Source organism: Clostridium aciditolerans (genome assembly GCF_016316925.1).
Classification (GTDB): Bacteria; Bacillota; Clostridia; order Clostridiales; family Clostridiaceae; genus Clostridium_AM; species Clostridium_AM aciditolerans.
The window spans coordinates 229,354-255,869 of record NZ_JAEEGB010000026.1 but is presented as its reverse complement, the minus strand read 5'-3'; the positions used below and the strand labels follow the sequence as shown (position 1 = coordinate 255,869).

28 protein-coding genes, 1 pseudogene and 1 riboswitch are annotated in these 26,516 nt (G+C 31.6%); of the genes and pseudogenes, 26 read left to right on the top strand and 3 right to left on the bottom strand.

Features of this window, described 5'->3' with window-relative positions; genetic code table 11:
• Positions 1-92: 92 nt before the first annotated feature.
• From fabF to I6U51_RS17925, 4 genes are all read left to right on the top strand, one after another.
• Positions 93-1,328, top strand: a complete 1,236-nt coding sequence (fabF, locus tag I6U51_RS17940; protein ID WP_211143930.1) for a beta-ketoacyl-ACP synthase II — start codon at positions 93-95, stop codon at positions 1,326-1,328.
• 99 nt (positions 1,329-1,427) lie between these two features.
• Positions 1,428-1,534: riboswitch (TPP riboswitch) on the top strand.
• Positions 1,535-1,840: 306 nt separating this feature from the next.
• A complete protein-coding gene (gene thiW, locus I6U51_RS17935) occupies positions 1,841-2,410 on the top strand; it encodes an energy coupling factor transporter S component ThiW (protein ID WP_211143929.1) in 570 nt (189 codons plus the stop codon).
• On the top strand, positions 2,388-3,185 hold the full coding sequence (thiM, locus tag I6U51_RS17930; protein WP_211143982.1) for a hydroxyethylthiazole kinase: 798 nt from the start codon (positions 2,388-2,390) through the stop codon (positions 3,183-3,185). Before thiW ends, thiM begins: the two co-directional genes overlap by 23 nt.
• Positions 3,186-3,276: 91 nt before the next feature.
• Positions 3,277-3,681, top strand: coding sequence for a hypothetical protein (locus I6U51_RS17925; RefSeq protein ID WP_211143928.1), 405 nt, complete (start codon positions 3,277-3,279; stop codon positions 3,679-3,681).
• Positions 3,682-4,561: 880 nt separating this feature from the next.
• On the opposite strand, the pseudogene I6U51_RS24855 reads toward I6U51_RS17925, so the two are convergent.
• Positions 4,562-5,002, bottom strand: a pseudogene (locus tag I6U51_RS24855) (staygreen family protein); the annotation flags it as partial.
• Positions 5,003-5,419: 417 nt separating this feature from the next.
• Here I6U51_RS24855 and I6U51_RS17915 point away from each other — a divergent pair.
• The 10 genes from I6U51_RS17915 (at position 5,420) to I6U51_RS17870 (ending at position 15,619) form a co-directional block, all read left to right on the top strand.
• The gene (locus tag I6U51_RS17915; RefSeq protein ID WP_211143926.1) at positions 5,420-7,138 is read left to right on the top strand and encodes a peptide-binding protein; all 1,719 of its coding nucleotides are present in this window, start codon (positions 5,420-5,422) and stop codon (positions 7,136-7,138) included.
• Positions 7,139-7,338: 200 nt separating this feature from the next.
• Positions 7,339-8,298, top strand: a complete 960-nt coding sequence (locus I6U51_RS17910; RefSeq protein WP_211143925.1) for an ABC transporter permease — start codon at positions 7,339-7,341, stop codon at positions 8,296-8,298.
• Positions 8,299-8,309: 11 nt separating this feature from the next.
• Positions 8,310-9,227 (top strand): oligopeptide ABC transporter permease, encoded by a 918-nt coding sequence (opp4C, locus tag I6U51_RS17905; RefSeq protein WP_211143924.1) that lies wholly within the window; start codon positions 8,310-8,312, stop codon positions 9,225-9,227.
• Between the two features lie 12 nt (positions 9,228-9,239).
• Positions 9,240-10,217 (top strand): oligopeptide/dipeptide ABC transporter ATP-binding protein, encoded by a 978-nt coding sequence (locus I6U51_RS17900; protein ID WP_211143923.1) that lies wholly within the window; start codon positions 9,240-9,242, stop codon positions 10,215-10,217.
• A complete protein-coding gene (locus tag I6U51_RS17895; RefSeq protein ID WP_211143922.1) occupies positions 10,218-11,183 on the top strand; it encodes an ABC transporter ATP-binding protein in 966 nt (321 codons plus the stop codon).
• 16 nt (positions 11,184-11,199) lie between these two features.
• Positions 11,200-11,376 (top strand): hypothetical protein, encoded by a 177-nt coding sequence (locus tag I6U51_RS17890; protein WP_211143921.1) that lies wholly within the window; start codon positions 11,200-11,202, stop codon positions 11,374-11,376.
• A gap of 311 nt (positions 11,377-11,687) precedes the next feature.
• Entirely contained in the window at positions 11,688-12,176 is a 489-nt protein-coding gene (locus I6U51_RS17885) for a helix-turn-helix domain-containing protein (protein ID WP_211143920.1), read from the top strand.
• 56 nt (positions 12,177-12,232) lie between these two features.
• On the top strand, positions 12,233-12,598 hold the full coding sequence (locus I6U51_RS17880; protein WP_211143919.1) for a DUF4180 domain-containing protein: 366 nt from the start codon (positions 12,233-12,235) through the stop codon (positions 12,596-12,598).
• Positions 12,599-12,798: 200 nt separating this feature from the next.
• Entirely contained in the window at positions 12,799-14,139 is a 1,341-nt protein-coding gene (locus I6U51_RS17875; RefSeq protein ID WP_246517461.1) for a YheC/YheD family endospore coat-associated protein, read from the top strand.
• A gap of 4 nt (positions 14,140-14,143) precedes the next feature.
• On the top strand, positions 14,144-15,619 hold the full coding sequence (locus I6U51_RS17870) for a YheC/YheD family endospore coat-associated protein (protein ID WP_211143917.1): 1,476 nt from the start codon (positions 14,144-14,146) through the stop codon (positions 15,617-15,619).
• 91 nt (positions 15,620-15,710) lie between these two features.
• Here I6U51_RS17870 and eam read toward each other — a convergent pair whose 3' ends face one another.
• Positions 15,711-16,991: a glutamate 2,3-aminomutase gene (gene eam / locus I6U51_RS17865; protein WP_211143916.1), complete on the bottom strand. Its 1,281-nt coding sequence runs from the start codon at positions 16,989-16,991 to the stop codon at positions 15,711-15,713.
• Between the two features lie 254 nt (positions 16,992-17,245).
• Between eam and I6U51_RS17860 the strand changes: the two genes are divergently transcribed.
• The 9 genes from I6U51_RS17860 (at position 17,246) to I6U51_RS17820 (ending at position 24,541) form a co-directional block, all read left to right on the top strand.
• Positions 17,246-18,619, top strand: coding sequence for a YheC/YheD family endospore coat-associated protein (locus tag I6U51_RS17860; protein ID WP_211143915.1), 1,374 nt, complete (start codon positions 17,246-17,248; stop codon positions 18,617-18,619).
• A 117-nt stretch (positions 18,620-18,736) separates the two neighbouring features.
• Positions 18,737-19,126 (top strand): hypothetical protein, encoded by a 390-nt coding sequence (locus I6U51_RS17855; protein WP_211143914.1) that lies wholly within the window; start codon positions 18,737-18,739, stop codon positions 19,124-19,126.
• Between the two features lie 270 nt (positions 19,127-19,396).
• On the top strand, positions 19,397-20,017 hold the full coding sequence (locus I6U51_RS17850; RefSeq protein ID WP_211143913.1) for an HD domain-containing protein: 621 nt from the start codon (positions 19,397-19,399) through the stop codon (positions 20,015-20,017).
• 120 nt (positions 20,018-20,137) lie between these two features.
• Complete coding sequence (locus I6U51_RS17845) at positions 20,138-20,623, top strand: hypothetical protein (protein WP_211143912.1); 486 nt, start codon at positions 20,138-20,140, stop codon at positions 20,621-20,623.
• Between the two features lie 69 nt (positions 20,624-20,692).
• The gene (locus I6U51_RS17840; RefSeq protein ID WP_211143911.1) at positions 20,693-21,274 is read left to right on the top strand and encodes a hypothetical protein; all 582 of its coding nucleotides are present in this window, start codon (positions 20,693-20,695) and stop codon (positions 21,272-21,274) included.
• A gap of 270 nt (positions 21,275-21,544) precedes the next feature.
• On the top strand, positions 21,545-22,201 hold the full coding sequence (locus tag I6U51_RS17835) for a (Fe-S)-binding protein (protein WP_211143910.1): 657 nt from the start codon (positions 21,545-21,547) through the stop codon (positions 22,199-22,201).
• Between the two features lie 277 nt (positions 22,202-22,478).
• Entirely contained in the window at positions 22,479-23,054 is a 576-nt protein-coding gene (locus tag I6U51_RS17830; protein WP_211143909.1) for a GNAT family N-acetyltransferase, read from the top strand.
• Between the two features lie 77 nt (positions 23,055-23,131).
• Positions 23,132-23,983 (top strand): Nif3-like dinuclear metal center hexameric protein, encoded by an 852-nt coding sequence (locus I6U51_RS17825; protein ID WP_211143908.1) that lies wholly within the window; start codon positions 23,132-23,134, stop codon positions 23,981-23,983.
• A 135-nt stretch (positions 23,984-24,118) separates the two neighbouring features.
• A complete protein-coding gene (locus I6U51_RS17820) occupies positions 24,119-24,541 on the top strand; it encodes a VOC family protein (RefSeq protein ID WP_211143907.1) in 423 nt (140 codons plus the stop codon).
• A 37-nt stretch (positions 24,542-24,578) separates the two neighbouring features.
• Here the strand turns inward: I6U51_RS17820 and I6U51_RS17815 are convergent, their stop codons facing one another.
• Complete coding sequence (locus I6U51_RS17815) at positions 24,579-24,926, bottom strand: winged helix-turn-helix transcriptional regulator (protein WP_211143906.1); 348 nt, start codon at positions 24,924-24,926, stop codon at positions 24,579-24,581.
• A gap of 144 nt (positions 24,927-25,070) precedes the next feature.
• On the opposite strand from I6U51_RS17815, the gene I6U51_RS17810 reads away from it, so the two are divergent.
• From I6U51_RS17810 to I6U51_RS17800, 3 genes are all read left to right on the top strand, one after another.
• Positions 25,071-25,613, top strand: coding sequence for a GNAT family N-acetyltransferase (locus I6U51_RS17810; protein WP_211143905.1), 543 nt, complete (start codon positions 25,071-25,073; stop codon positions 25,611-25,613).
• 122 nt (positions 25,614-25,735) lie between these two features.
• Positions 25,736-26,161, top strand: a complete 426-nt coding sequence (locus I6U51_RS17805) for a MarR family winged helix-turn-helix transcriptional regulator (protein ID WP_246517428.1) — start codon at positions 25,736-25,738, stop codon at positions 26,159-26,161.
• Entirely contained in the window at positions 26,149-26,478 is a 330-nt protein-coding gene (locus I6U51_RS17800; protein WP_211143904.1) for a DUF3147 family protein, read from the top strand. Before I6U51_RS17805 ends, I6U51_RS17800 begins: the two co-directional genes overlap by 13 nt.
• The last annotated feature ends 38 nt before the right edge of the window (positions 26,479-26,516 follow it).

Genomic DNA, 26,516 nt, shown 5'->3' with positions numbered 1-26,516 from the left:
CATTTCAATTTATTATATCTATTAAAAGAAATAAAGTAAATACTATGTAAATTAGAAAAGCTTATGTTTTCTAAAGTTTGGAGGTTTTTTATATGGACAGAAGAGTAGTTATTACAGGGATGGGGGCAGTCTCATCACTTGGAATAGGAGCTTATAATCTTTGGCAGTCAATTAAAGCTGGAAAATGTGGGATTAGCGCAATTGAAAGAATTGATGTTTCTGATTTGCCAGCTAAGGTTGGAGCTGAAATAAAGGACTTCGATCCAGGTGATTTTATTGAGAAAAAGGAAATAAGAAGAATGGATAGATTTGCGCAGTTTGCTTTAGCATCTGCACAGATGGCAATTGAAGATTCAAAGCTTGATTTAGATAAAGCAAATAAGGATCGTGTAGGTATAATAATAGGAACGGGCATAGGGGGAATCGAGACTACGCTGGCTCAACACAGTGAGTTTATTGAAAAAGGTCATCGCAGAGTGAGTCCTTTTTTGGTGCCAATGATGATACCGAATATTGCTTCAGGACTTATAGCTATAAAGTACGGACTTAGAGGCTTTAACGAGTGTTCTGTTACAGCTTGTGCATCTTCTACTAATTCTATTGGGGATTCCTTTAAGGCAATACAAAGAAATGATGCAGACGTAATGGTTGCTGGAGGAGCAGAGGCACCTATTACAGGGCTAACCGTAGCAGGTTTTTGTGCTAGTAAGGCTATGACAACAAATCCCGATCCTACCACAGCTTGCAGACCCTTTGACTTAGAAAGGAACGGATTTATACTAGGAGAAGGTTCCGGTGTGCTTATACTTGAAGAGCTTGAACACGCCTTAAAAAGAGGAGCAAATATTATTGCTGAAATAGTTGGTTATGGTTGTACTAATGATGCATATCATATAACTGCACCAGCGGAAAATGGAGAAGGTGCTGCAAGATGTATGAAGCTTGCAATTGAAGATGCTGGTATAAAGCCTTGTGATATTGGATATATAAATGCACACGGAACTTCTACAAAACCAAATGATAAAAATGAAACTATTGCTGTGAAGACTGTCTTTGGTAAGCATGCCTATGAACTTGCTATTAGTTCAACAAAATCTATGACAGGCCACCTTCTAGGAGCGTCCGGAGCTATTGAAGCTATTATAACAGCACTTGCAATTAAAGAGAGCTTTTTACCACCAACAATAAATTATAAAACTCCAGACCCAGAATGTGACTTATATTATGTACCTAATGAAGGTAAAAATAAAGACTTCACGTATGCTTTAACGAATTCTTTTGGGTTTGGAGGTCATAATGCATCATTGGTTTTAAAAGCTTTTAATTAAGGTCAACTAAGAACTCTCGAGTCATTGACTTCTTTGTGTAAACATAAAATAAACTTCTTAGAACGATATGTTGAATTTAAGAAAAGTATATGATATAATTTTCCTAAAAAGGGGAGCTTGCACAGCAGGCTGAGAGGAAGTTTACACTTCGACCCATAACTTGATTCGGGTAATGCCGACGTAAGGAGATATTTTAGTTATACTATTTTCGTATATTTTTATGAGTATAAATGGGATATGCCTTATTAGGTATGTTCCATTTTTTATGCTTCAAAGATTATATCTTTGGTAAGCGGAGGGGGAGCGCCCTGCGCTTTATGGCAAAAATACAACTAAATAGCGAGGGAACTTGTGTTTCAAGGTGAGAGGAAGCTTTTGAGCTTCGACCGACCGGTATGAATTACGTCATATAGGAAATTGCTATTTAGTTACGCTAAAATTATGCCTCGTTAGTGGCATTTATTTCCTATATGACATTTTGGGAAATAAATATTATTAAGGAGGTTTTTATTATGGAAAGAAACTCAAAATTATTAAAAAAACTTATGCTTGCAATGATGGTAGCAATGGGAGTTGTAATTTCACCAATTCTTCGTGTTGAAGGAATGTGTCCTATGGCCCATTTTATTAACATCGTATGTTCTGTTATTCTTGGACCTTGGTATTCACTGCTCTGTGCTACACTAATTGGTGTGATAAGAATGGCTCTTATGGGAATTCCACCATTAGCTTTAACTGGTGCAGTTTTTGGAGCTGCTTTATCTGGAATTCTGTATAGAGCATCTAAAGGTAATTTGATTTTTGCGGTTATAGGTGAAGTTATAGGAACTGGCATTATAGGAGCTATAGTTTCGTATCCTGTTATGACTCTTATTTGGGGCAGAACAGGCCTTACATGGATGTTCTATGTTCCTTCATTTATTATGGCCACACTTATTGGGGGAACAATTGCATTTGTTTTCCTAGGGGCATTAAGCAGAACAGGCATGCTTGCAAAAATTCAGAGACGTTTGGGGGCGCAAGTTTATGATAAACCAAGAAGTAACAATAGACAACCTATTGCAAATAAGACAGAGTGTTAAATCAAAGAAACCCCTTATACACTGCATCACAAATCCAATTTCAATAAATGATTGTGCAAATATGGTACTCGCTGTTGGTGCAAAACCCATCATGGCCGAACATCCTTTAGAGGTTGCTGAAATTACCTCTGTCTCTGAATCCCTTGGGGTTAACCTTGGGAATATAACGGATATCAGAATGGAGTCTATGCTAATTTCAGGTAAAACAGCCCTTGAGAAGAAAATTCCACAAGTAATTGACCTTGTAGGTGTGGGCTGCAGTAAGCTTCGCTTGGATTATGCAAAGAAATTTATTTCAGAGTGTCGCCCAAGTGTTATTAAGGGTAATATGTCTGAAATAAAAGCAATCTGCGGTATAAAAAGCAGTGCAAAAGGAATCGATGTTGGAACATGTGATGTTGTAACAGAGGAAAATTTTGATGAAAATATAGAAATGCTAAAGGTGCTGTCGCTGCAAACAGGTTCTGTTATTGCAGTAACAGGGGTGGTAGATATAATAACAAATGGTACCCATACATATTTAATAACAAATGGCTGCGAAATGCTTTCAATGGTAACAGGAACAGGATGTATGCTTACTGCCCTTATAGCAAGCTATATTTCATCAAAGAGTATACTGGAAGGTACTGTTCTTGCAATAGCTCTTATGGGAATATGTGGTGAACTTTCTCAGTATGTTAAGGGTACTGGAAGTTTCAGAACTGAGCTTATAGATAATATGTTTAGCATTTCTGATGATATGATAATAAAAAAAATAAGATATGAATTAAAATAAAAAGAGATAATATTTTTATAAAGGGTATGTAACATTTTATTTTATTTCGAATATTATGACAGAGGAACTAAAAAATTAAGGAGGTTACTTAATGAGTAACTATAGAAATGATGATAAAAGTTATTCATATCCCAACATAATACCTTGCTGTCCATATAGCGCTAACCAGCAGTTTAAATGTCCATTTAGTACTTCTTACAGACAGGGGTTAGAAGGATTTCAAAGACAGCAGCAAGGTCCACCAACAACACCGCCACCTAGTTTTACTCCTCAGCTATCGGCTGTACCAGAGACAAGTTTGATGGCAGTGGATCCCGGAGCAATAGCACCTTGCGTATATAGATTTTCATATATATGGCTAAAAAATGGTCAATCCTTCTGGGCATATCTTGTATATGTAGGAAGAACATCAGCTTCTGGTTGGAGATATATAGGAGGAAGATGGGTATACTTTGGGGTGGACTTAAAAGAAATTAAAAACTTTATTTGCTATTAGTATTATCAAAAATTTCTATAACTTAGATGATAAAATGCAGTAATATCTATACTTTTAGGCCCTCAATGTAGTTAACTACTCTAGAGGGCCTTTATTTGATCATATTTAGCAGTTATAGTTAATATAGAGAAGTCAAATTTGTACCAGGTATAGATGCAAACATTCTTGAAGAAACAAATTTTTCACCATCCCAAGAGAGCAAGTTTTCAATATAACCAAGAGTGTCGCTGTTAGTGGTACCAATAATACGCTGGGAAGCAAGTAAATCATAAGCATTAATTTTTTCATCATTTACAATTGGAACTAATGCACCTAAAGCGAGGACTTCTCCCTGTACAGGTTTCTTTAATTTGCCCTTTTCATCGTAATATTGAGACACATAATCATAGCCTTTATGGCTTACGTCTAGTGTAAAAAGCTTATTTAGCATAACATTACCTACATCAACTTTATAGAGGTCAGCATAATCTACTTTATACTTATATTCTTCATTGTACTTGTCAAAGTTGAAAATTTCTTGAAGATTATTATTCTTAAATGAATAAAGATAGAAGAAGCCATATCCACCGCTGCCACCTGAATCAATGCTTATTTTTATATCGTCTATTTTATCCTTTGTAAAATCGCCTAGGAATAATCTAGGATTATATCCTGAATTAAATGCAGGAGTAATGGTTTTTGTTTCATTAGTACGTCCATCCTCAATTACAATAATAATGTTGTCAGTAAAAACTCCTGTTGCGCCTTCCGGTTTGCTGCCATATAGAAATACCTTATCTGGTATAGCATCTCCAGTAACATCGCCAATTTTTATATCAAGTAAATATCTGTTTTGGCGAAAAGGGTTTACCTTAGGAGATCTATGGGAGCTGCTAATATAATAATGTGAAAAAGTTCCCCAATTTTCTATTCTATTAAATTGCGGATTTGTTGACATAAAGTGGACTATTATTGGAGCATCGTTTAATTCTGGATGTGCACTAAAAAATTTTCTATCGCCATATCTGATAGCTTCTAAGGCAAGGGGCAGTTCACGTCTAAAAATGTAATTTCGTATAGCTGTTGTTCCTGAGCCAAATTGTCCATCTACATATAAATACACGTAAAAAAAATATTGATCTCCAACCTTAATCCATTCACCAAGCACTTCATCTCTCATGGCATTGATTTTATCATATGCATATGTTAATCCAATAGTTAAGAAAAGTTCTGCAGTTATATCTGAATGGGTAAGTGTGTAGCGTCTGGGTATAATAGGTTCTGTAGTAGTAATCCCTTCTCTAAATTCTACTGAAAGTTTTTCTGGGTTTAATTTGCTCATTTAATTCCTTCCTTTATATATTTCTCATAAGTATTGTATGATGATTATAGTCATTATGTTAGCAATTTGCTTAATAGAGGATATTAATCTGTGAAAGGTTAAACATCAATACATGCATATCTGAATTATCAAATAAGTATGAAAAATTATATAATTTAGAATAAAATTTAACACAATGAAAATACAAATTAACATATGACTAATTAACTGGAAAATATTGGTTGATTTTATTACTAAGACGTAAATCGAAGTATTTTACAATGAATTGCAAAAGTGTTAAAATAACAAAAATACCATAAAATTACAAATGATGAATTAGTTGAATATACCCACAAAATATTAAAAAAAGATAGATATTAAAAACAGTTGTCAATCTATTTTTGATATCTGCAATAAATTATTTAGAGGGGGATAACAATGAAAAGAAAAAAAATTCTTGCTGTAATGTCTTTACTAATGACGTTATCAATTTGGATAACTGGTTGTGGAGGCACTAGCACAGCAACAAAGCCTGTTCAAAAACAAGACTTAAAGAAGACTACAACTGAAATTGTACAAGCAAAAGATCCATCAAAGGTACCAGAAGCTGCTAAGAATAGGAAAGATACATTAATTGTAGGAGCTAATGATGCACCAAAGGGAAACATTAATGCCTTAACAGCTCAATCTGTCTATGATCAATATGCTTATGAACTTGTATTTGACTGGTTAGTATCAAACGATGAAGAAGGAAATCCGGTGCCAGCTGTAGCTGAAAAATGGGATATATCACCGGATGGAACGAAATATACCTTTCATCTAAGGAAAGATGTAAAGTTTAGTGATGGAACACCTTTAACAGCAGAGGACGTGGCATTTACTATTACTGCGCTATGTGATCCTAAATATGATGGACAAATATCTAATTATGCAGATCATATAAAAGGATATAAAGAGTACAATAAAGGTGATGCTAAAACAGTGGAGGGAATTAAAGTAATTGATCCTTATACTGTAGAAGTTACATTAATTAGCCCAAAAGCTAGTGCTATTTTCGATTTAGGTCAATTGAGCATACTTTCAAAAAAATATTATGGCTTTGAAAAAGGAAATTTCCAAAAACTTAAAGATTTAGATCAAAAACCAATGGGTTCTGGTCCTTATGTTATGAAACAGTTTAAACCAGGACAAGAAATAGATTTTGAAAGCAATCCTTCCTACTGGAAAGGAGCTCCAAAAATAAAAAATTTGATAATGAAGAAAACAGATGCTTCTACCATGATTCAGGAAATAACTACAGGAGGCGTTGATATAAATTTAATTCCAGCAAAACCTGAGAATATTGCTATGCTAGACAAAGCAGAATTTATAACTAAACAGTTTCACCCAGACAATGGCTATGGATACATGGCATTTAATTTAAAAGACCTAAGATTCCAGGACAAGAGAGTTCGTCAAGCTTTGACCTATGGTTTGAATAGACAAGGCTTTGTTGACTCCTATTATAAAGGTTATGCGGAAGTATGTAATCAACCATTTTCACCAGCACAATGGGCATATAGTGATGATGTAAATCAATATAAATATGATCCAGATAAAGCAGGAAAAATGCTGGATGAAGCAGGATGGAAACTAAATAGCTCCGATGGCTATAGGTATAAAAACGGAAAGAAATTTACAATAAACTGGTTAACTTACACAGGTAGTAAATATGAGGACGCACTAATATCAATAACAAAGGACAGCTGGAAAAAGATTGGTGTAGAAGTAATTCCTCAATCTATGGATTTTAATACTTTACTTGATAAGTCAGATAAGAGAGAGTATGAAATTTATAATATGGCATGGAATCTTTCATTGGACCCTGATCCTACACAAGTATTCCACAGTTCACAGGACGTACCTGGTGGATCAAATAATATGGCCTTCCACAATGCTGATAGTGATAAACTTTTAGAAGATGGATTAAAAGAAACTGATAAGGCAAAGAGAAAAGAAATATATAATAAATGGGCTAAACTTATAAATGAAGAGTGTCCAAATATATTCTTAGATCAAAACAAAGACCTTTGGGCAGTAAGCGCAAGAGTCCAAGGCATGAAAATATCACCATTCAGAAACTGGACATATGATATGTACAAGATAGAATTAAAATAATTTTTGAATAATTTAGTTATGCTCAGAAAATTTCTGAGCATAACTAAAAATTTCGAAACTTAGGATAACCTGATTTTTAGTCTGAGGTTATCTATTGTTATATACAACCGTTAAGGCATAATCAAATAAATAATAGACCAGTATTCTCGCCTATTTCTTTTCATATGCCTAAGTGAAAATATAAAATGAGGGGGAAAAAGATGAGACAATATATAATTAGAAGATTGCTTCAAATGATACCAGTGCTTATAGGGATATCCTTGCTCGTATTTTTCGTACTTGCAATGGCTCCTGGAGATGCAGTAACTTCAATTAATCCACATGCTACTGCTGAGCAAAGAGCAGAGCTTAGACATAAAATGCATTTAGATCAGCCTAAAATTGTGCAATACGGTTATTGGGTAAAAGGAGTAATTCACGGGGACTTAGGTGAATCTTATTTTTATAAACAGCCTGTATCAAAAGTTATGAATAATTTTATATGGAATTCTTTTTATTTAGCATTAGCTTCTTCAATAGCCAGTATATTAATCGCTATTCCAATAGGAGTCATATCTGCAACAAAACAATATTCCTTCTTTGATTCATTTTTTACTATATTTGCTCTTATAGGTACATCTATACCAACCTTTTTCTTTGGATTATTATTAATTAAATGGTTTGCAGTAGATTCAATCATCTTTCCAGTATCAGGCATGTATTCACCTGGAAGCACAGCTACTGGGATACCAAAATTTTTAGATTGTATGTATCACATGTTTTTACCTTTTGTGGTGCTAACTTTTAGCAGCGTAGCAGGTATAATGAGATATATGCGTTCTAGTATGTTAGAAGTTATAAGACAAGATTATATTAGAACTGCTAGAGCAAAGGGACTAAGGGAAAAGGTTGTAATATATAGACATGCCCTGAAGAATGCTCTGATTCCTGTAATAACTCTTTTAGGATTTTGGATACCTGGACTTTTTTCAGGAGCTATAGTTACAGAGCAGATATTTAGCTGGCCAGGAATAGGTCCTGTACAGGTTATAGCTACAAATGGTAGAGATTATCCCTTACTTATGGCAATTACTATGTTGCTTGCAATTTTAACCCTACTTGGAAACTTGATTGCGGATGTAGCATATGCAGTAGTTGATCCAAGAATTAGGTTAAAGTAGGAGGGTGTGTCATGGAAGTTAAAGTTAAAATTGATACAGGCAAACTTAAAGAAGAAAAAATATTAAGCCCGGGGAGAGTTATTTGGAATAGATTAAAGAAAAATAAGCTGGCAATCATAGGATTAGGTATATTGATATTTATGATATTATTTGCTGAAGTAGGACCTTATATATCACCTTATAAAATGGATTCTGTAGATTTAACTAATATATCTACAGCTCCTTCAATACATCATTGGCTTGGCACAGACGAAGTTGGAAGGGATACCTTTACAAGGCTTATGTATGCAGGGAGAATCTCTCTTGCTGTTGGGATTTTTGCAGTAATAGTTGAAATAGTCTTAGGAAGTATTCTAGGAGCAATAGCAGGTTTTTATGGAGGACTAGTGGATTCTATAATAATGAGAATAGTTGATATATTTTTATGTGTTCCTTATTTACCTATATTAATGGCTCTTGGAGCACTTATGTTAGATTTAAAGGTAAGACCTGAAAATAAAATGTTTGTAGTTATGTTTATTATAGGTGTTTTAAGTTGGCCGGGACTCTGCCGTTTAGTTAGAGGACAAATTCTATCCTTAAGGGAGCAAGAATTTATGCAGGCAGCAGAAGCACTAGGATTAAAAAATAGAAGAAGAATATTTAGACATTTACTGCCAAACACCTTTGCTTCTATTATAGTTACAGCTACTTTAGGCATAGGAGGAGCCATTCTTACAGAATCTACCTTAAGTTTTTTAGGGCTTGGAGTAACACCGCCTACACCATCTTGGGGAACTCTAATTCAATCAGTTCAAAACATGTATACACTTCAATTTGAGCCATGGAACTGGATTCCTCCTGGAGTGTGTATACTTTTAACTGTTATTGCAATAAACCTTTTGGGAGACGGCTTAAGGGATGCTATAGATCCAAAGCTAAAGAAGTAGGAGGTGTTCAAAGTGGCAAAAGACTTATTGGAAGTTAAAAATTTGAAAACTTATTTTGATACTGAGGATGGATTAATAAAATCTGTAGATGATATTAGTTTTAAAATAAAAGAAGGGGAAACTTTAGCTGTAGTCGGTGAATCTGGATGTGGTAAAAGTATTACATCAATGTCAATTATGAGGTTGATTCCTAATCCTCCAGGAAAAATTGTAGGTGGAGAAATTATTTTTGAAGGAAAAGATATTTTAAAATATACAGATGCGGAAATGATGAAAATGAGAGGCAATCAAATATCCGTAATATTCCAAGAACCAATGACCTCCTTAAACCCTGTTTTCACTGCAGGTGAGCAAATAGGCGAAGCTATAATGCTTCATAGAAATGTAGGCGAAAAAGAAGCTAGAAAAGAAGCTATTGAGGCTCTTAAGTTAGTAGGAATACCGAGAGCAGATGAAATAGTAGATGCCTATCCCCATGAGCTAAGTGGTGGAATGAGACAAAGAGTTATGATAGCTATGGCGGTTTCTTGCAATCCAAAATTACTCATAGCTGATGAGCCTACTACTGCATTGGATGTTACTATTCAAGCACAAATACTTGATCTTATGAGAGATCTTAAAGAAAAGTTAAATACATCTATAATGCTTATTACCCATGACCTTGGAGTAGTAGCTGAAATGGCAGATTATGTAGTGGTTATGTATGCAGGGAAAATTGTAGAAGAAGCACCTGTATTAGAGCTATTTAAAAGCCCAATGCATCCATATACTATTGGACTTCTTCAATCAAAGCCTATTATAAATAAAGAAACAAATAGATTATATTCTATACCTGGTCAAGTACCGAACCCTTTAGGTATGCCAACTGGATGTTATTTTAATCCAAGATGTAGTAAAGCTACTGATAAATGTAGACAAGTTTCACCTACACTTATAGAAGTAAAACCTGGACATAAGATTGCATGTTGGAATTGTAAGGAGGGTGAATAAATGGAAAAAACAATGGTAAAAGTTGAACATCTTAAAAAATACTTTCCTATAACAGGAGGTGTATTCCAAAGGGTAGTTGGTCATGTTAAAGCGGTAGATGATGTGTCCTTTGAAGTTAAGGTGGGGGAAACCTTAGGGCTTGTTGGAGAATCAGGCTGTGGAAAATCTACTACAGGAAGAACTTTATTAAGATTAATAGAAAAGACTAATGGAAATGTATTCTTTAATGACAGAGATATATATAAATTAAATAAAAATGAAATGAGAAAACTAAGAACTAAAATGCAAATAATATTTCAAGATCCCTATAGTTCATTAAATCCTAGAATGACTGTAGGGGAAATTGTAGGAGAAGCTCTATTAGACCATGAACTTTGTTCTAAAGCAGATGTAAAGGATAGGGTATTAGAAACTCTAGAGATATGTGGATTAGCATCCTATCATATGAAAAGATATCCTCATGAATTTTCTGGGGGGCAAAGACAGAGAATAGGAATTGCCAGGTCTCTTATTTTTAATCCTGAGTTTATTGTAGCAGATGAACCAGTATCAGCTCTTGACGTGTCAATACAAGCACAAATAATAAATCTTCTTACAGATTTGCAGCAAAAAAGAGGTTTTTCCTATTTATTTATATCTCACGATTTAAGTGTTGTCCAACATATAAGCCATAGAATAGGGGTTATGTATCTTGGTTCCTTGGTAGAACTTGCAGAAAAAGAAGAACTTTTTAAGAATCCACTTCATCCATATACAAAAGCTTTATTATCTGCAGTACCAGTACCAGACCCTACATTAAAAAGAAATAGAATCATCCTTAAAGGGGATATACCTAGCCCAGCTAAACCGCCTGCAGGATGTAAATTTCATACAAGATGCCCTTATGCTAAGGAGCGATGCACGAATGAAGTACCGCAGTATAAAGATGCAGGCAGCGGTCATTTTGTAGCCTGCCACCTAGTATAAAAGGAGAATTGTCTTTATGGAGAATAATGAAAATAATAATGAAAAGCAATTGTACAGAACATCTAAATTTGAATTTAAAGATATAGCTGCAATGATTATTGCTATATTCCAAGTTTTTGTTCCTATTTTTATAGTAGCACTTGTTATACTGACAGCTGTTGTTTTATTTATTACCAAGGTTTGGCTAAATTAAAAAGCAGTATCCTTAGGTGCAAGTATCTTCGGAAATCTCTGGGTAAAAGAAAATAAGATATAAAAGAGATAATCGTTTAAAGGGGCAATTAGAGTGATGTTGATTCACTTTGATTGCTTCTTTTGTTTTTAAAATTACCCTAAAATAAATATAGCTTTATTATCCTAAAATATAATGTGAAAAATACAAAATCAAGTTGAATAAGTACAATAAATAGCAACAAAGTATAATAAAATACAATAAATTATTGACAAGGGCAAAATGTGTTGCTATGATTAGCATATATCAAAATAAAAAATGGGAGATTAGTAATGGAAAACAAATTTTATACAATAGATCAAGTTGCAGAAATGTTAGGAATGCATCACAAAACAATTAGAAAGTTTATAACAGAGGGAAGACTTATAGCAAATAAGGTTGGAAAGCAATGGAGAATATCAGGACATGATTTAAGCCTTTTCCTTGAAAAAAACGATGAGAAATTTGATGCTAAAAAAATAAATAAAGAGCAAGGTGTTAGTTTTTCAACTATAAGTGAAAATGTTGAAATTGTAGAATCAAAAATAAATGTATCTACCGTTGTAGATATAAATGAAATAGACATGGACGAGTATATGCGAATATCTAACATGCTTTTAGCAGTTATGAATTGTAAAGATTCAGAAATGAAAAAATCAACTATTAATATGAAACATAACAAAGAAGAGAAAAGATTGAGAATAATGCTGTGGGGAAGTTTGAAATTTATTGAAAACATGTTAAGTACAATTTCAATTCTCGTAGAAACAAATAATTTATAAAGAAACGATAATTATTGAAGTAAAAATTCATATATGTTTAGAAAGGATAAAATAAAATGAAAACAAATATTGTAAAAGTAAATGGTATGGAAATTGCACATGTAGAAAGTGAAAAAGTCATTATTACTGATGTTCAAAGTGCAGTTGATTTTATAGCAACTGTCAGGTATGAAACTGGTTGTGATAGAGTTATTTTAAATAAAGATGCTATTACTGAAGACTTTTTTGAATTAAGTACTCGTATTGCGGGAGAAGTTTTGCAAAAATTCATTAACTATTATATGAAAATTGCTATTTTGGGAGACTTTTCGATTTATAAAAGTAAAAGTTTAAAAGATTTTATTTATGAGAGCAATAAAGGAAAGAATATATTCTTTCTTTCAACAATGGAGCAAGCAATAGAAAAATTGAGTATTGATTAGGATATTAAATCCCTGGATAAAACAATGACAATTTTGTTTTATCCAGGGATAATTATTTCTAAATGCTTTTAGCTATTATTTTTTGAATTGAAGCGGTTGTAACATAAGGAAATTTATAGAATATTATATAATAATGAAAAACTAAATATATATCACAAATCCAGATATAATTTAAAACTGGAGGGAACAATGTGAAAATAATGGTAAAAAAGTTAAAAGCAGAAGCAGAAGTGTGTTTAATAAGTAAAGAAATATTTGATGATTTAAAACTCTCAACAGAAGTTAAATATAACATTCACGTGGGCCAGCTTAACAAATGTTCATATATAAGACCAAAGGATATTAAGGGCAGTTACATGTATTTTACAATGCCTATATTTAATGAATTGTTACTTTATAATAATGCAAATTTAAATATCTGGAGAAAGGGTAATGATATATACCTTGGCCCAGTAGTCGGAGTGTTTGTTAATACTAGGTATTTAAAATCAATAGAAAAATTGCATACACCAATAAATTGTAAAAAAACCATGCAAGCAAATGAAGAGGAAAATTGTCTTCTTTACTATTTTTCTATAGAGGATGTAAATTGGGTTGAAAATAAAATTAAAGGTTTTACTTTTATTAAAAGGTTAAATGTGTGGAAGCATTGTTGGCTTCCTATGCCAGATGTAGTATACGATAGAGCTGCAAAGTTTGAGACTAATCAAAGACTTTTAGTAAGTCATATAAAAAATCAGTTTAGACATCATCCACGGATTCATCTAATAAACTCAGGAGATGCCTTAAGTAAATGGAAGGTTTATAAGTATCTATCAAAATATCCTAAAATCATTGGTTATCTACCAAAAACAATTATATATAAAAGCTTTCAAGATATCCTTAATATGTTAAAGGAATATGGATTTATTTTCTTAAAAGCCTCTTATGGTAGTAAGGGCCGTCAAGTATTATCTATAGAACAAATAGGGGAGAAATACAAGATTGATTTCCACTCAAATGGGCTAAAAGATGAGCTATTAGATATCGAACAATTACAGGAGTTTGTTAATGAATTTACAACTATGAAAAATTATATAGTGCAGCAAGGATGCAGACTAATAAAACATGAAGGACGTAACATGGATATGCGCGTGCTGATTAATAAGGATGGAAGTGGAAAGTGGAGAGCAATATATAATATATGTAGAATTACTAGCAAAGATGCAACAATTACAAACTATTATCATGGAGGAAGTTATGCTAATTATAAAGATATTTATCCTAGTTTAAAAAGGGAAAATCCAAATATAAATATTCCGAGCCATGATGAGATTGTCAATGTAACAATAAAAATTGCAACTTATATTGAAAAGGACTATGGACCATTTGGAGAAATAGGAATGGATATGGCTTTAGATGGCAATGGAAAATTATGGTTTATAGAGGGCAATGCGCAACCTGATAAAAACCCAAAACTAGGACTTGGAGACACAAAAATTATAAAACTACAGTGGTTAAATGTATTGCAGTATGCTAAATTTTTGGTGAGAGGAGAATAGGAGCATGAGCCAAAAGTCCATATCAGTTATTATAGAAATCATTCATGGGAGTTCAAAAGATGATAGGTTAATAACTCTACCGGAGAAAATATGTAATAGTTTGAAGGAACCATTTGCAAAGTTAAAGGTTGGCATGGCTGAAGAAACCATTAGGTATGAATCTAATGATAGAATCTCATATGATTGCTTTATGGATAATACAACTGAAGAATATATTGAGTGTGAATTCAATACTACAGAGAATACATCTGAAGAATATATTAAATGTGAATCCAATATTACAGATAATACGGTGGAGATTTCAAGTAATATAGCTAAAGCACTTGGGTTATCACAAGGCATGATAACTAATTTAGTTATAAAAGACAATAAAGTCTGCTTAGGTCCAGTAATGGGTGTATTTGTAAATAAATTTGCCATTAAAAAATTAATTAAACAAGTTCCGAGCTTTAGATATACTGAATTATGGAGAGCTAATAGAGATTCGAACCTCATTCCATATTTCTTTTCAATAGATGATGTAGATTTCATCAATCAAAGGATAAATGGCACTTATTATAACGAGGAAAAACAAGTATGGTCTCAAAAGGCATTCCCTTTGCCAGAAATTTTATACGATAGAGGGGGAGGTTTTTTAAAGAAACAAAGAGCTATGTCAAAATATATCAGAAGGCAACTGAATTTAAATAAAAATTTGAAAAAGTTAAATGCTACACACTATTTTGACAAATGGGAAGTTTATAAGCATCTTATACAACATGAGGATATGAAGCCTTATATACCTTTTACAGCTTTATATAGAGAGCCATATAATCTAATAGAAATTTTCGATAAATCATCAACTATTTATATAAAAGGTTGTTGTGGAAGTAATGGTAGAGAGGTAATTCGTGTAATAAAATCAGGAGACAAAAGCTATCATTTAAGTTACTTTCATGGAACATTAGTGGAATATAAATTAAAATCTCTAGAAGAGCTGGTGGATAAAATTGAAACTATATTTGGGAAAAAGAAAATAATTCTTCAAAGTGCAATAGACGTTATAGAACTAGATGGTCGTAATATTGACATGAGGGCAACGGTTCAGCGAGATGGCAGTGGAGAATTGGGGGTATATTCCCATCCAGTAAGATTAGGGCAGAAAAGATCTCCAATAACAAGTACTAAATCTGGTTCTAGAGTGTACATGTTTGATGATTTCTTTATTAAACATTATAACTACACTGAAAAGCAGGTTACAGATTTGAAGACAAAAGTTAATAAGATGCTGATGAAAAGCTATTTATATATTGAAGAGGCATACGGAAGCTATGGAGAATTAGGAATAGATTTTGCTATAGATAAAAAAGGGAATATATGGTTTATTGAATGCAATGCAAAGCCTGGAAAAGATTCTATGTATTTATCTTACGATAAAGATACAATTAAAAAGGCATTTCAAAATCCTCTAGAATATGCAAAATATATTTGTGGTTTTTAGGTTGTTAGTTTCTCTATAGAAGTAGGTTTAAGTAAAATCCCTGATACCACATAAAGTACCAGGGGTTTTGTAATTAACCTAAAATTTAATTTTAGTCAGCATTTCTCTCCAATAAATTTCGTAAGTCTTCGGTGGGATGATTTGGATAATCAAATACTTTACCTTCCCAAGTTCTTATTTTTATATAATTTTTACCTCTTGAAATAATATATTGCGGCAATATAGGTGTCTTTCCATTTCCATTTGGAGCATTTACAATATATGCAGGTATCGCCATACCTGAAGTATATCCTCTTAAGTATTCCATTATTTCAATACCATCGTCAACAGAAGTATTGAAATGTGTAGTACCTAATACATGTTTAGCATGGAATATATAATAAGGTCTAACCCTGCATTTTAGAAGTTCTTGATTTAAAAGCCGCATTACATATTTATCATTGTTTATTCCATTTAAAAGTACCGCTTGATTACCTAAAGGTACTCCTATGTTAACAAGTTTTTCACAAGCAGCTTTTGATTCCTTTGTTATTTCTAACGGATGGTTAAAGTGAGTATTAATATAAATAGGAGGGTACTTTTTTAATATATTTAGAAGATTTTCTGTAATTCTTTGAGGCATATTTACCAGTACTCTAGTTCCTATTCTAATATATTCTACAGTTGGAATTGAGTGTAGTTCACCTAGAAGCCAATCTAGAGTACTATCAGATAATGTTAATGCATCTCCCCCTGTGATTAATACATCTCTGATTTCTGGGTTTTCTTTAATATATTTAATAGATTGCTCTAATACTGCTTTTGATTGATGTCTATCCTTGATTCCAATGTTTCTTCTCCTTTGGCAGTGTCTACAGTATGAGAAGCATTCATTGGTTACGTTAATAATTAGCCTGTCAGGGTAACGTCTGGTAATAGCACCAGAAGGATTAGTATATTCTTCTGCCATAGGATCAGCAACTCCATCGCCCCTTAACTCTAGTAGTATAGGAACAGATTGTAGTTTTACAGGATTAAATTCATCATCGTCATCTATTAAGGAAGCATAGTATGGAGAAATAGCCCATCTGAATTTTTGCCCCACTTTTGAGATGTTATCTATTTCTTCATCCGTTAGCTTAATAATTTTTGCCAATAGATTTACATCAGAAATTCTATTTTTAAGTTGCCATTTATAATCATTCCAGTTTTCTTCGTTACCATTAAGGAGAGAAAGTATTTTTAACTTCTTTTTCATTATTTTTTCTTCCTGTGATAGGGAAGTTCCTCTTGGAATAGTATCTTTTACATTAATATAATCTTCTATTTTACTTTTTAGCTCCTTTGCCCTGTCAAGGGCGATCTTCCTTTTATTATTTAAGTTATCTATCATATTCCGTATCCCCTCTTACCATAGAATTATTCCTGCAATGCAGAGAAATATTTAGCCATATCTTATATTATGATTTCTTATGAAATATGATACTTTAAAAGTAGGTTATATGTATTACTTCTACAAATTTTTAATATATTTATAAAAAATGCTATTTAAAAGTTTCACTAAGGAAATGTCTATGATTGGACTTTTATGAAAACTTAATTTAGCGTTATGAGTATTATGTTTCTGAATCACAGGAGGATTAAAGCATGTGGATTAAGATTGATGTGATAGATTTAGAGGCCAACATCATTTATTTGCCAACAACCATAGCAAAAACTATTACTGAAGTAGCTTTTGTTTGCTTCGGTAAAAAGAAAGTTTTAACACAGGTGCAAGTAATGGAAGATGCAGCAGTAACTGATGTTCACAGCTTTAATAATCCTATGACTATAAAAATATCTAAAGAACTGGCAAATGAACTTTTAATTGTAGAGTCATTAATTTATCAGTTAGTAGCGGATAAAGGTAATATTGTAATAGGTCCAGTGATTGCGCTACTGCTTGGAAATCGAAGCCATTTGTATAATCCATATTATATGAAAAAATATTCAGATAGACTTGGAGTATACAGTAAATTCGGAGGATTAATTTATGGATTTTCATGCAAAGGCGTGGATTGGGATAACAATGTAGTTTATGGGCTTTATTATGACAATGAAAAATCGCAGTGGAGGTATGGCAAGTTTCCATTCCCTTCAGTTATTTATAGAAGAAACTTTCATGTAAGTGAAAGATTAATAAAAAAACTCATTGATGTTACAGATGGGAGATTGTTTAATTCAACAAGATTTACAAAATATGAATTATATAAGTTTGTTGAAAAAAACAAATTCTTAAGTAATTATCTTATACCAACGGAACTGTCAGTAAATGAAAGTGTGATAAAGAATTTTTTAAAAGAATATAAAAAAGTAATCCTTAAACCAATAGATTTATCTCGTGGGAGAGGTATTTGCGTAATAGAAGAAAAACAAAAGGGATATAAAGTTTTAGATTATAGAAATACAGAATATTTAGAAAAGTATTTAGATGACGATGATGCTCTAGAAATTTTTCTGAAGCCAAATAGGTCTTTTTTTGAGAAATATTTAGTTCAGAAACATCTTGAGTTGGCTATGATAGATGGTTCATGCTTTGATGTTAGAGTTGTTATGCAAAAAGATAGTAATAAAGTGTGGATATGTACAGGAATTGAATGTAGGGTTGCTAAAAAGGACTCTCTTATAACTAATATCTCAAGAGGGGGATATGCATTACCACTATCAGTTGCCCTAACTAAAGCATTTCCTGACGAGTCTAATCAAAAGCTATTAATGCAGCAACTAGATAACCTTTGTAAAAAGTTCTGCAACCACATGGATCAAATGGGGGAACATTTTGCTGAATTCGGATTAGACGTAGCAGTTGATATAAATAAAAACTTATGGCTAATTGAGGCAAATGTACTTCCAAGTTTTAAGGGGTTTAAGGGAATGGATTATAATAACTATTTAAATATTAGATATACACCATTGATATATGCAGTATCCCTTACAGAGTTTTATGAAAGTGTAAGCTTAGAAAGTGATAAGGAGGAATGAGACTTTTATAACAATACTAGGCACTAATGGTAAAAGAAAGCTATTAAATAACTGAATTATATAGTATTATAATCTTATTCTAATTTTTATAGTAATTTATTGGGGGGGAGTAATAGTATGAAAAAAATAAAAGCTAAAATAATGATACTTTTAGTTTTTGCAATAGTTACTTGCCTTGGTATTGTTACATTAAAACCATTTACTGAAACTCACGTTTTGCCAATTCAAATGGTTAAAAATAATCCCAATATTATTGGCACTTATGAAGGAGAAAAGATTTTAAAATCTGTACAAGGTAATGAGTGTTACTTAATAGTTCCTAATTCTATTACCTATGTCAACGGTAAAGAAGTAAAACAATCTGTAAAAATAAAGTACAGCGAAGAACAAACAAAATTATTTAATAATCTAATGGAAGGTCAAGGTTATCTTCAATACAATAACAGCATATTTAATAAAACTAATGGAAAACTTATTGGAATTTATAATCACAATCCAATCCATTGATTCGGTTTATTCTTTAAAGGCGGAATAATAAGATTTGCGCCTTTTTTCTTTTTGTCATCTGTGGTGAATAGTATATTTTAGCTACCTTGGTAATTACAACATTGTACTGAAATTCCTTTATTTGTTTTGGGAAAAATTATATAATTAGAGTATTATATAAAGTCATATTTGTAAGATTGTACTAGTAGAAATAATTTCTTATTATATATTGATGAGAGACAATAGTAAATTTATGTGCCACAACTGTAAAAAAGTAAGAAGGTGTTAGTTATGAACAAAAAGTATCCTAATAAAGATGTTGCAATAAATGTTTTGAAAGAAGCAAAAAGACTAAATAAAGGAAAATGGGTAAAACATTCAGAGTATGTGGCTTTGGCTTGTAAAAATATTTCTAAATGCTGTAATGATATGGATAGCAATAAGGCTTATATTCTAGGATTATTACATGATATAGGTCGTAGAGTTGGTGTAGTACAAGAAAGACATACAATTGAAGGATTTAAATATTGTAGTAATCGAGGCTGGGAGGATGTAGCTAAAATATGCATTACTCATTCATATAGTATAAAGGATATAAGGTCTGTAATTGGTAAGTTAGATGTAACTAAAGAAGATTATAATTTTATAAAAAAGTATATTGATTTTGTAGTTTATGATGATTATGATTTATTAATTCAATTATGTGATGCTTTAGCAGTACCAACAGGATTTTGCTTGATGGAACAACGATTAATTGATGTAACACGCAGGTATGGTGTGAATGAATATACTATTATGAGGTGGGACAAACTCTTTGAAATAAAAAAATATTTTGAAAGAAAAATGAATTGCTCAATTTGTGAAGTTTTACCAAATGTGATTGAGAATACTTTTTCTTATGATAAAAGATAATATATGTTTAATTGTGAAAATTCTAATTAAGCGTTACAACAGTAGTCTATAATACTTAGACATTAGTAAGATATTGTGCATTTATGTTAATGAAAACATATGTTAGAAAGGGAAAAAGAAATGAAATATGATTCAATCTGTATAAAAGAAAATGTTAAAAATCTTCTACCAACAACATATGCCATTTTAAATGAAGCAAATTTAGTGATTCATCCGTATGTATATAAAATTGTGTTAAGTGGTTCACGTGGATTATCGAATTGTTTTCGTGAAGAATCTGATATTGATTTATCTTTACTGGTAGATTCACAGCTTTTGAGTTCTGAATCGAATCAAGGAAAAGTATTGAGAGAGATTTTAGATGTAACACTAAATAATTGGAAGAGTAGTGTTGAACTTGACACAGTAGCTGTATTTGATATTTGTAATTGTAATCTTAATTGTTTTAATTATGAATTTTATTCAGATAAAACGTGTAAAGTTGGTGGAATTGATTGTTTAGGACTTTATAAAATTCAAAAAGGGTTTTGTGGATTAGTTCCTAAAATTGGCGTAAGTATTAACTTAATTCATCCAATTATAACGGTGTGGGAACGAGAAAAGTAACTTTTTACCTTATTCGCAACTTTCTTATAAAGTATATTAATTATTTTATTAGACAATGGAGATATATTAATGGGAGTTTACTTAATATTTTTAGAACTTATATGTCTAGTTACGCTCATCTTTATTATAGTATGGAAAATAAAAAAATATAGTATCATTTTCAGCTTAATGGGGTTAATCTTTATATTAAGCATACTTTCCTTATATTATTATAATTATTGTAATAGATTTTACGAGGACAGTAAAAAGCATCATTTTGCAATATATGAAATGGTTAATTATGAAAATCTACTTCATGATAGCAATCTACAGCGTTTTATTCGTAAGGATAAACCTAAACCTGTTATTACAGATGAGGATATAAAGTATTACAATTGGAGCAATCATACTTTTCATTTTAATAATGATGCAAATAACTATATATCTAAGATTAAATATTATAAAAAAGATTTTAGAACTTTTGTTTTAGTTGTAGATGGTCACGAAGTATACAATGGTGGATTTTATTATGATAAGTTAGGACCTAATATATATTTAACTATTACTCAAAATGGAGGAAGCTTATTATATAAGGGTGTCAATGGATATGATTTAAGAAGTGATAAACACATATATAATGTTTTTAAGAAATTAGGGAAGTTAAACCAATAGTTAAAAGTTTATATATTTTGAAAAACTTGGTCTTTTTTCTACCTTTATTGAAGGTGAATCAATGTATGAGGATATGTAATCTTGTTATTTAATGAAACAAATGAAAAACGAATAACGTGATGTTAAATAATATTTTCAAGATAGAAGAAAGCCTCATCTGTAAAATTATAAATATAAAATCAGGAAGATTTTTTATTTATACCCTGTTACAATTAAAGAGTAAATAAAAGGTACTTTAACAAAGTTTGACCTTACGGGAGGGAATATGTTATGAAAAAAATATATTTTAATCCAGGCTGTGGTTTAAGTATATACAAGCCTGAAATAGAAAATAAAATTTTAAAGTTTTTGAATGAAAATTACGGAGAGGTTACATTGCATAAAATATGCTGTCACCATGATCCTCAAGTTGAAGCGGGCTCATTGATTATCAATGTATGTGCTGGTTGTGACAGGCGTTTTAGGAGCTTATATGAAGGTGTATCAACAATCTCTTTATGGGAAGTACTTGATGGATTGGATGCATTTCAGTATCCCGACTATAAAGGTTTGAAGTTGTCGGTGCACGATGCTTGTCCTGTGCGTGAAAAGCCGCAGGTACATAAAGCCGTACGTAATTTACTTAAAAAGATGAATATTGATATTGTGGAAACAAAGTTTTCCGGCACGAATTCAATATGCTGCGGAGATGATTTTTATCCTAAGATTCCCGTTGAAAAGGTTCATCAGAAAATGAAGGAACGAGCAGATTCGATGCCTTGCGATGAGGTTTGTGTATATTGTATTTCCTGTATCAAATCAATGTATATTGGCGGTAAAACACCTAGACATTTGATTGATCTTTTAATGGGCGAAACAACTGAACCACAAATATACGATACCGTGAAATGGCATGAACAATTACAAGAATATATTGATAAGCATTAAGATATAATCACTATGACCAATGAAGAAAAATTGAAAGTAAAGCTAATGAGGATAACTTTTACTAATTTAAGCTACATCTTTCTTATTTAACGTAACAACTGAAAAAACGAACAATTTGGAAAAGCATCGTATTATTCAAAAATGAACTGAATTTTACGGTGTTTTTACGTCGTACTTAAATTATAATTTCTATGTATTTAATTCCTTTATTTGTATTAGAAAATTTTATATAATTAGATTACTTGTTAACTAAGCTATACATTCGGAGGTAAAAATAATGAATTTTAATGAAATGAATATTTCAACAGAAAGATTAGTATTAAGGGGGATTAGAATTTCTGATGCAGAGTCGATGTTTAAATACCGTTCAAATCCACAGATATATAAATTTCAAGGCTGGAGACCACAAACCATCGAAGAAGTAAAAGAATTTATTTGTGAAAAAGTTGCTAAAATCCCCAATATACCAGATACCTGGTACCAACTTGGAATTTTGCTTAAGGAAACTGATGAGTTAATAGGGGATATAGGAATTCATTTTATAGACTCAGATAACTTGCAGGTAGAAATAGGGTTTACGTTATCTTTAGATCATCAATGTAAAGGATATGCTACTGAAGCTATTAATGGTGTAATAAATTACTTATTTAATAACTTGAAAAAACATAGAATAATTGCTTCAGTTGACCCTAGAAATACAAAATCTATAGCACTGCTTGAAAGAATTCAAATGAGAAAAGAGGCACATTTTAAAAAGAGCTTTTGGTTTGATAATGAATGGGCAGATGATATAGTCTATGCAATTTTAAGGGAAGAGTGGATTAATGAAAAATCAAAGAGTAATAATAAATAAGATGTAAAATTCTATTTTAATAAAAAATTAGTTTTTTATAATAAATATGGACAAACTGTATGATGGAGGGGAGTTATATGAAGTCTATTGAGTTGTATAATTGCTTAGAAAGAGATTTTATTCTAAAAGGGTTGAAAGATGATTGGGCAAGACACATGGGTGAATTAGATGATTATATTTCAGTAAATTTTAAAGAAAGAAGTATGGGCCTGGTATGTGACTTTGCAAATGAAATTAATAAAGTCTATGCAGCTGTGTTTCCAACTGAAAAAATTATGCAAAAGATTATTGATGATGGTGCAAGGGATGCCATGTTATTTTTACACCATCCTTCGATTTGGGATATTAGAAGGGCACCAAAAACATTTTATCAAATGGATAGAGGGTTATTAGAAAAATTTAGAGAGAATAGAATATCTATATATAATTTGCATACACCACTAGATAACTTCAGTGAATACTCAACAAGCAAAACTTTGGCTGATGCGTTAGATATAGAAATTGAAAAAACCTTTGTTGAATATTATGGAGGATTATGTGGTGTTATTGGAAAAACCAAATGCAAAAATATGAAGGAATTGAATGATAAGTTTTCAGAAATAGTAGGCCATGATACAAGACTATATCTATATGGAGATAACAATATAAAAAATGGAAGAGTAGCTGTTGTAGCCGGTGGCGGCAATAGTGCAGATATTGTTTCTGAAATGATTGAAAACAAAGTTAATGTTCTTATCACAGGAATTTCAGCAAATAATGAATATTCTGCGGAGGTTCATGAACTGGAACAAAAAAATTGTATTAATGTTTTAGGAGGCACCCATTACTCTACTGAGAAATTTGCATGTCAAAAAATGTGTGATTATTTTGAAAAGCTTGGTCTTGCTTCTACCTTTATTGAGGGGGAACCAGTATATGAGGACATGTAAGTTCGTTATATTGTGATGTATGAATATGCCATAATAATATTATTATATTATTGACAATAGTGTTAATTTTATTATCTTAAATTTTTCTTTTAGTATGATGTAGAATCAAATTAGTAGGAGTTGGGAGTTGAGAAAATGATTCAATCAATTGTCCACATAGCTATAGTTGTGAGAGATTATGATGAGGCAATAGAATTTTATACAAAGAAGCTTAATTTTACATTAATTGAAGATACTTATCAGCCTGAACAAGACAAACGATGGGTAGTAGTGTCTCCACCTGGATCAGTCGGAACTACAATATTACTTGCAAGAGCATCTAAACCTGAACAAGAATCATTTATAGGTAATCAGACAGGCGGAAGAGTTTTTCTATTTTTAAACACTGATGATTTTTGGAGAGACTATAATGAAATGATTTCAAAGGGAATAGAATTTGTGAGAGAGCCAAAAGAACAATCCTATGGAATGGTTGCGGTATTTAAGGATTTATATGGAAATCTATGGGACTTACTACAGTTGAAAGAGGATCATCCAATTTCAAAACGAATTAAGTAAATGACTCTATAAATGTCATGCAAGTGTTAATTCTAGATTATTTAGAATTAACACTATTTTTCATTTTCTTTCCCCAATCAGCTAGTGATTTAAGAGATGGAATGAGTTCTTCTCCATTTGCAGTCAATGAATACTCAACTCTCGGTGGTATCTCCATAAATTGCTTTCGATTTATGATACCATCTAACTCAAGCTCCTTTAGCGATTGAGTTAGCATCATGTTGGTAATCCCATCAATATTCCTTTTTAATTCATTATATCTCATAGTTCCATTTTTACTTAACGCCCAAATTATAGGTAATCTCCACTTTCCACCGATAATGTTTAAAGCAAATGTTAATGGACAGTTATCAAAGCTATTTTTATATAGAGTTTGATCAGTCATAAAATCACCCCAATACTCAGTTTTTACTTCCTTAAACAGAAAATAGTGCATACTTGTTACTATACTTGTAACTGATATAATTATATCTAATCTGATTCATCAATCAAACATGTTTTTAATTTGTTTTTAGAAAGGAAGATTAATATGAGTTTTCAGTATGAGGTTATTTCTGAAGATAATATTATCTGTATTAAGGATTTATGTAATGAATTAATGGCTTATCAAAAGTCTAAGGCATATATCCGTCCTGAGTTCTTTGATGACATGTGTTTTGAAACTAGAATGATTCCATCTGTCAAGAGTGCTAAAGCTAACTACATAATAGTAGCTAAAGATGATGATGAAATTGTTGGATATGCCTATAGTACAATTGCACCAAAGGAGATATATTCTGATGATTTTGCTACTTTAAAATGTCATGCCTTCTTTGACTTTAATTCTGTAAAAAGTGATGACGTAGGTTGTCTTTCTCAGTTTTATATAAAAGAAGATTATCGAAATGCTGGCATTGGTACAGTTTTGTTTAAAAAGTCTATGGATTGGTTAAATTCATTTAAATCAATAAGTGATTTGTTTATCTTTGTATCAAACGGAAACGATAATGCGCTAAAATTCTATGAAGGTAAAGGCTTCAAAATAAGTCACCAGATACTGAATGGATTTATTACAGTATTAAGGAATACTTAAAGAATGAATAAATCGTTATGGACTACCTCTTTCAAGTAGTATAGCTGCCATTTTTGACTATACTATTTATATCTTGACAAACGATTATATCGTATAATAAGATATAAATAGAGGTGATTATTATGGAATTAGAAAATAGTATTAAAATAATTAATGAACAATGGACGGATATTTACTATCTATTACATAATGTAGATAAAGAAAACTTGACTCACCAAGCAATTAGATTGTTACAGTATATTGATAAAAATAAAGAGGCAACTATTGGAGATTTAGCAAAGCATATAGATACATCCTCAAATACAGCTTCTGAACACATTAAAAGACTAATAAAGAAGGGTTTCGTTACTAAGCAAAGAAGTGAAGTAGATGAAAGAAAAACTATAGTCAAAATAACTGAAGAAGGTAAATATAAGCTGTATCAACATACAAAATTGGATGAGGCTAAATTAAAGAAAATTTTTGAATCTCTTAGTAACTCTGAATTGGAAATAATACAGAAGGCATTTTTGATATTTAGCGAGGAGGCTAAAAAGTGTTTGCGATAGTAAAAGTTTTGATTTCAGCGGTAATAATTGGAGCAGTAACAGAAATAGCAAAGAGATCTCCTACATATGGTGGAATTATTGCAGCATTGCCATTAGTTAGTTTGTTAAGCTTAATCTGGATTTCCATACAAGGTGAGCAAACACAAAATCTTAGCAAATTCGTATTTGGTGTTTTAAAAGGATTTCCAGCAACAATAATATTGCTATTGATTGTAGCAATGTCATTAAGAGCTTATATATCGTTATCTTTATCAATTGTCTTAGGGATTTGTGGTTGGGGAATTTTCTTGGTTATCCAAAATTTTGTATTTAATTGATGATTAGCAAGACGTACCCAAGGTCCGCTAATGATTCC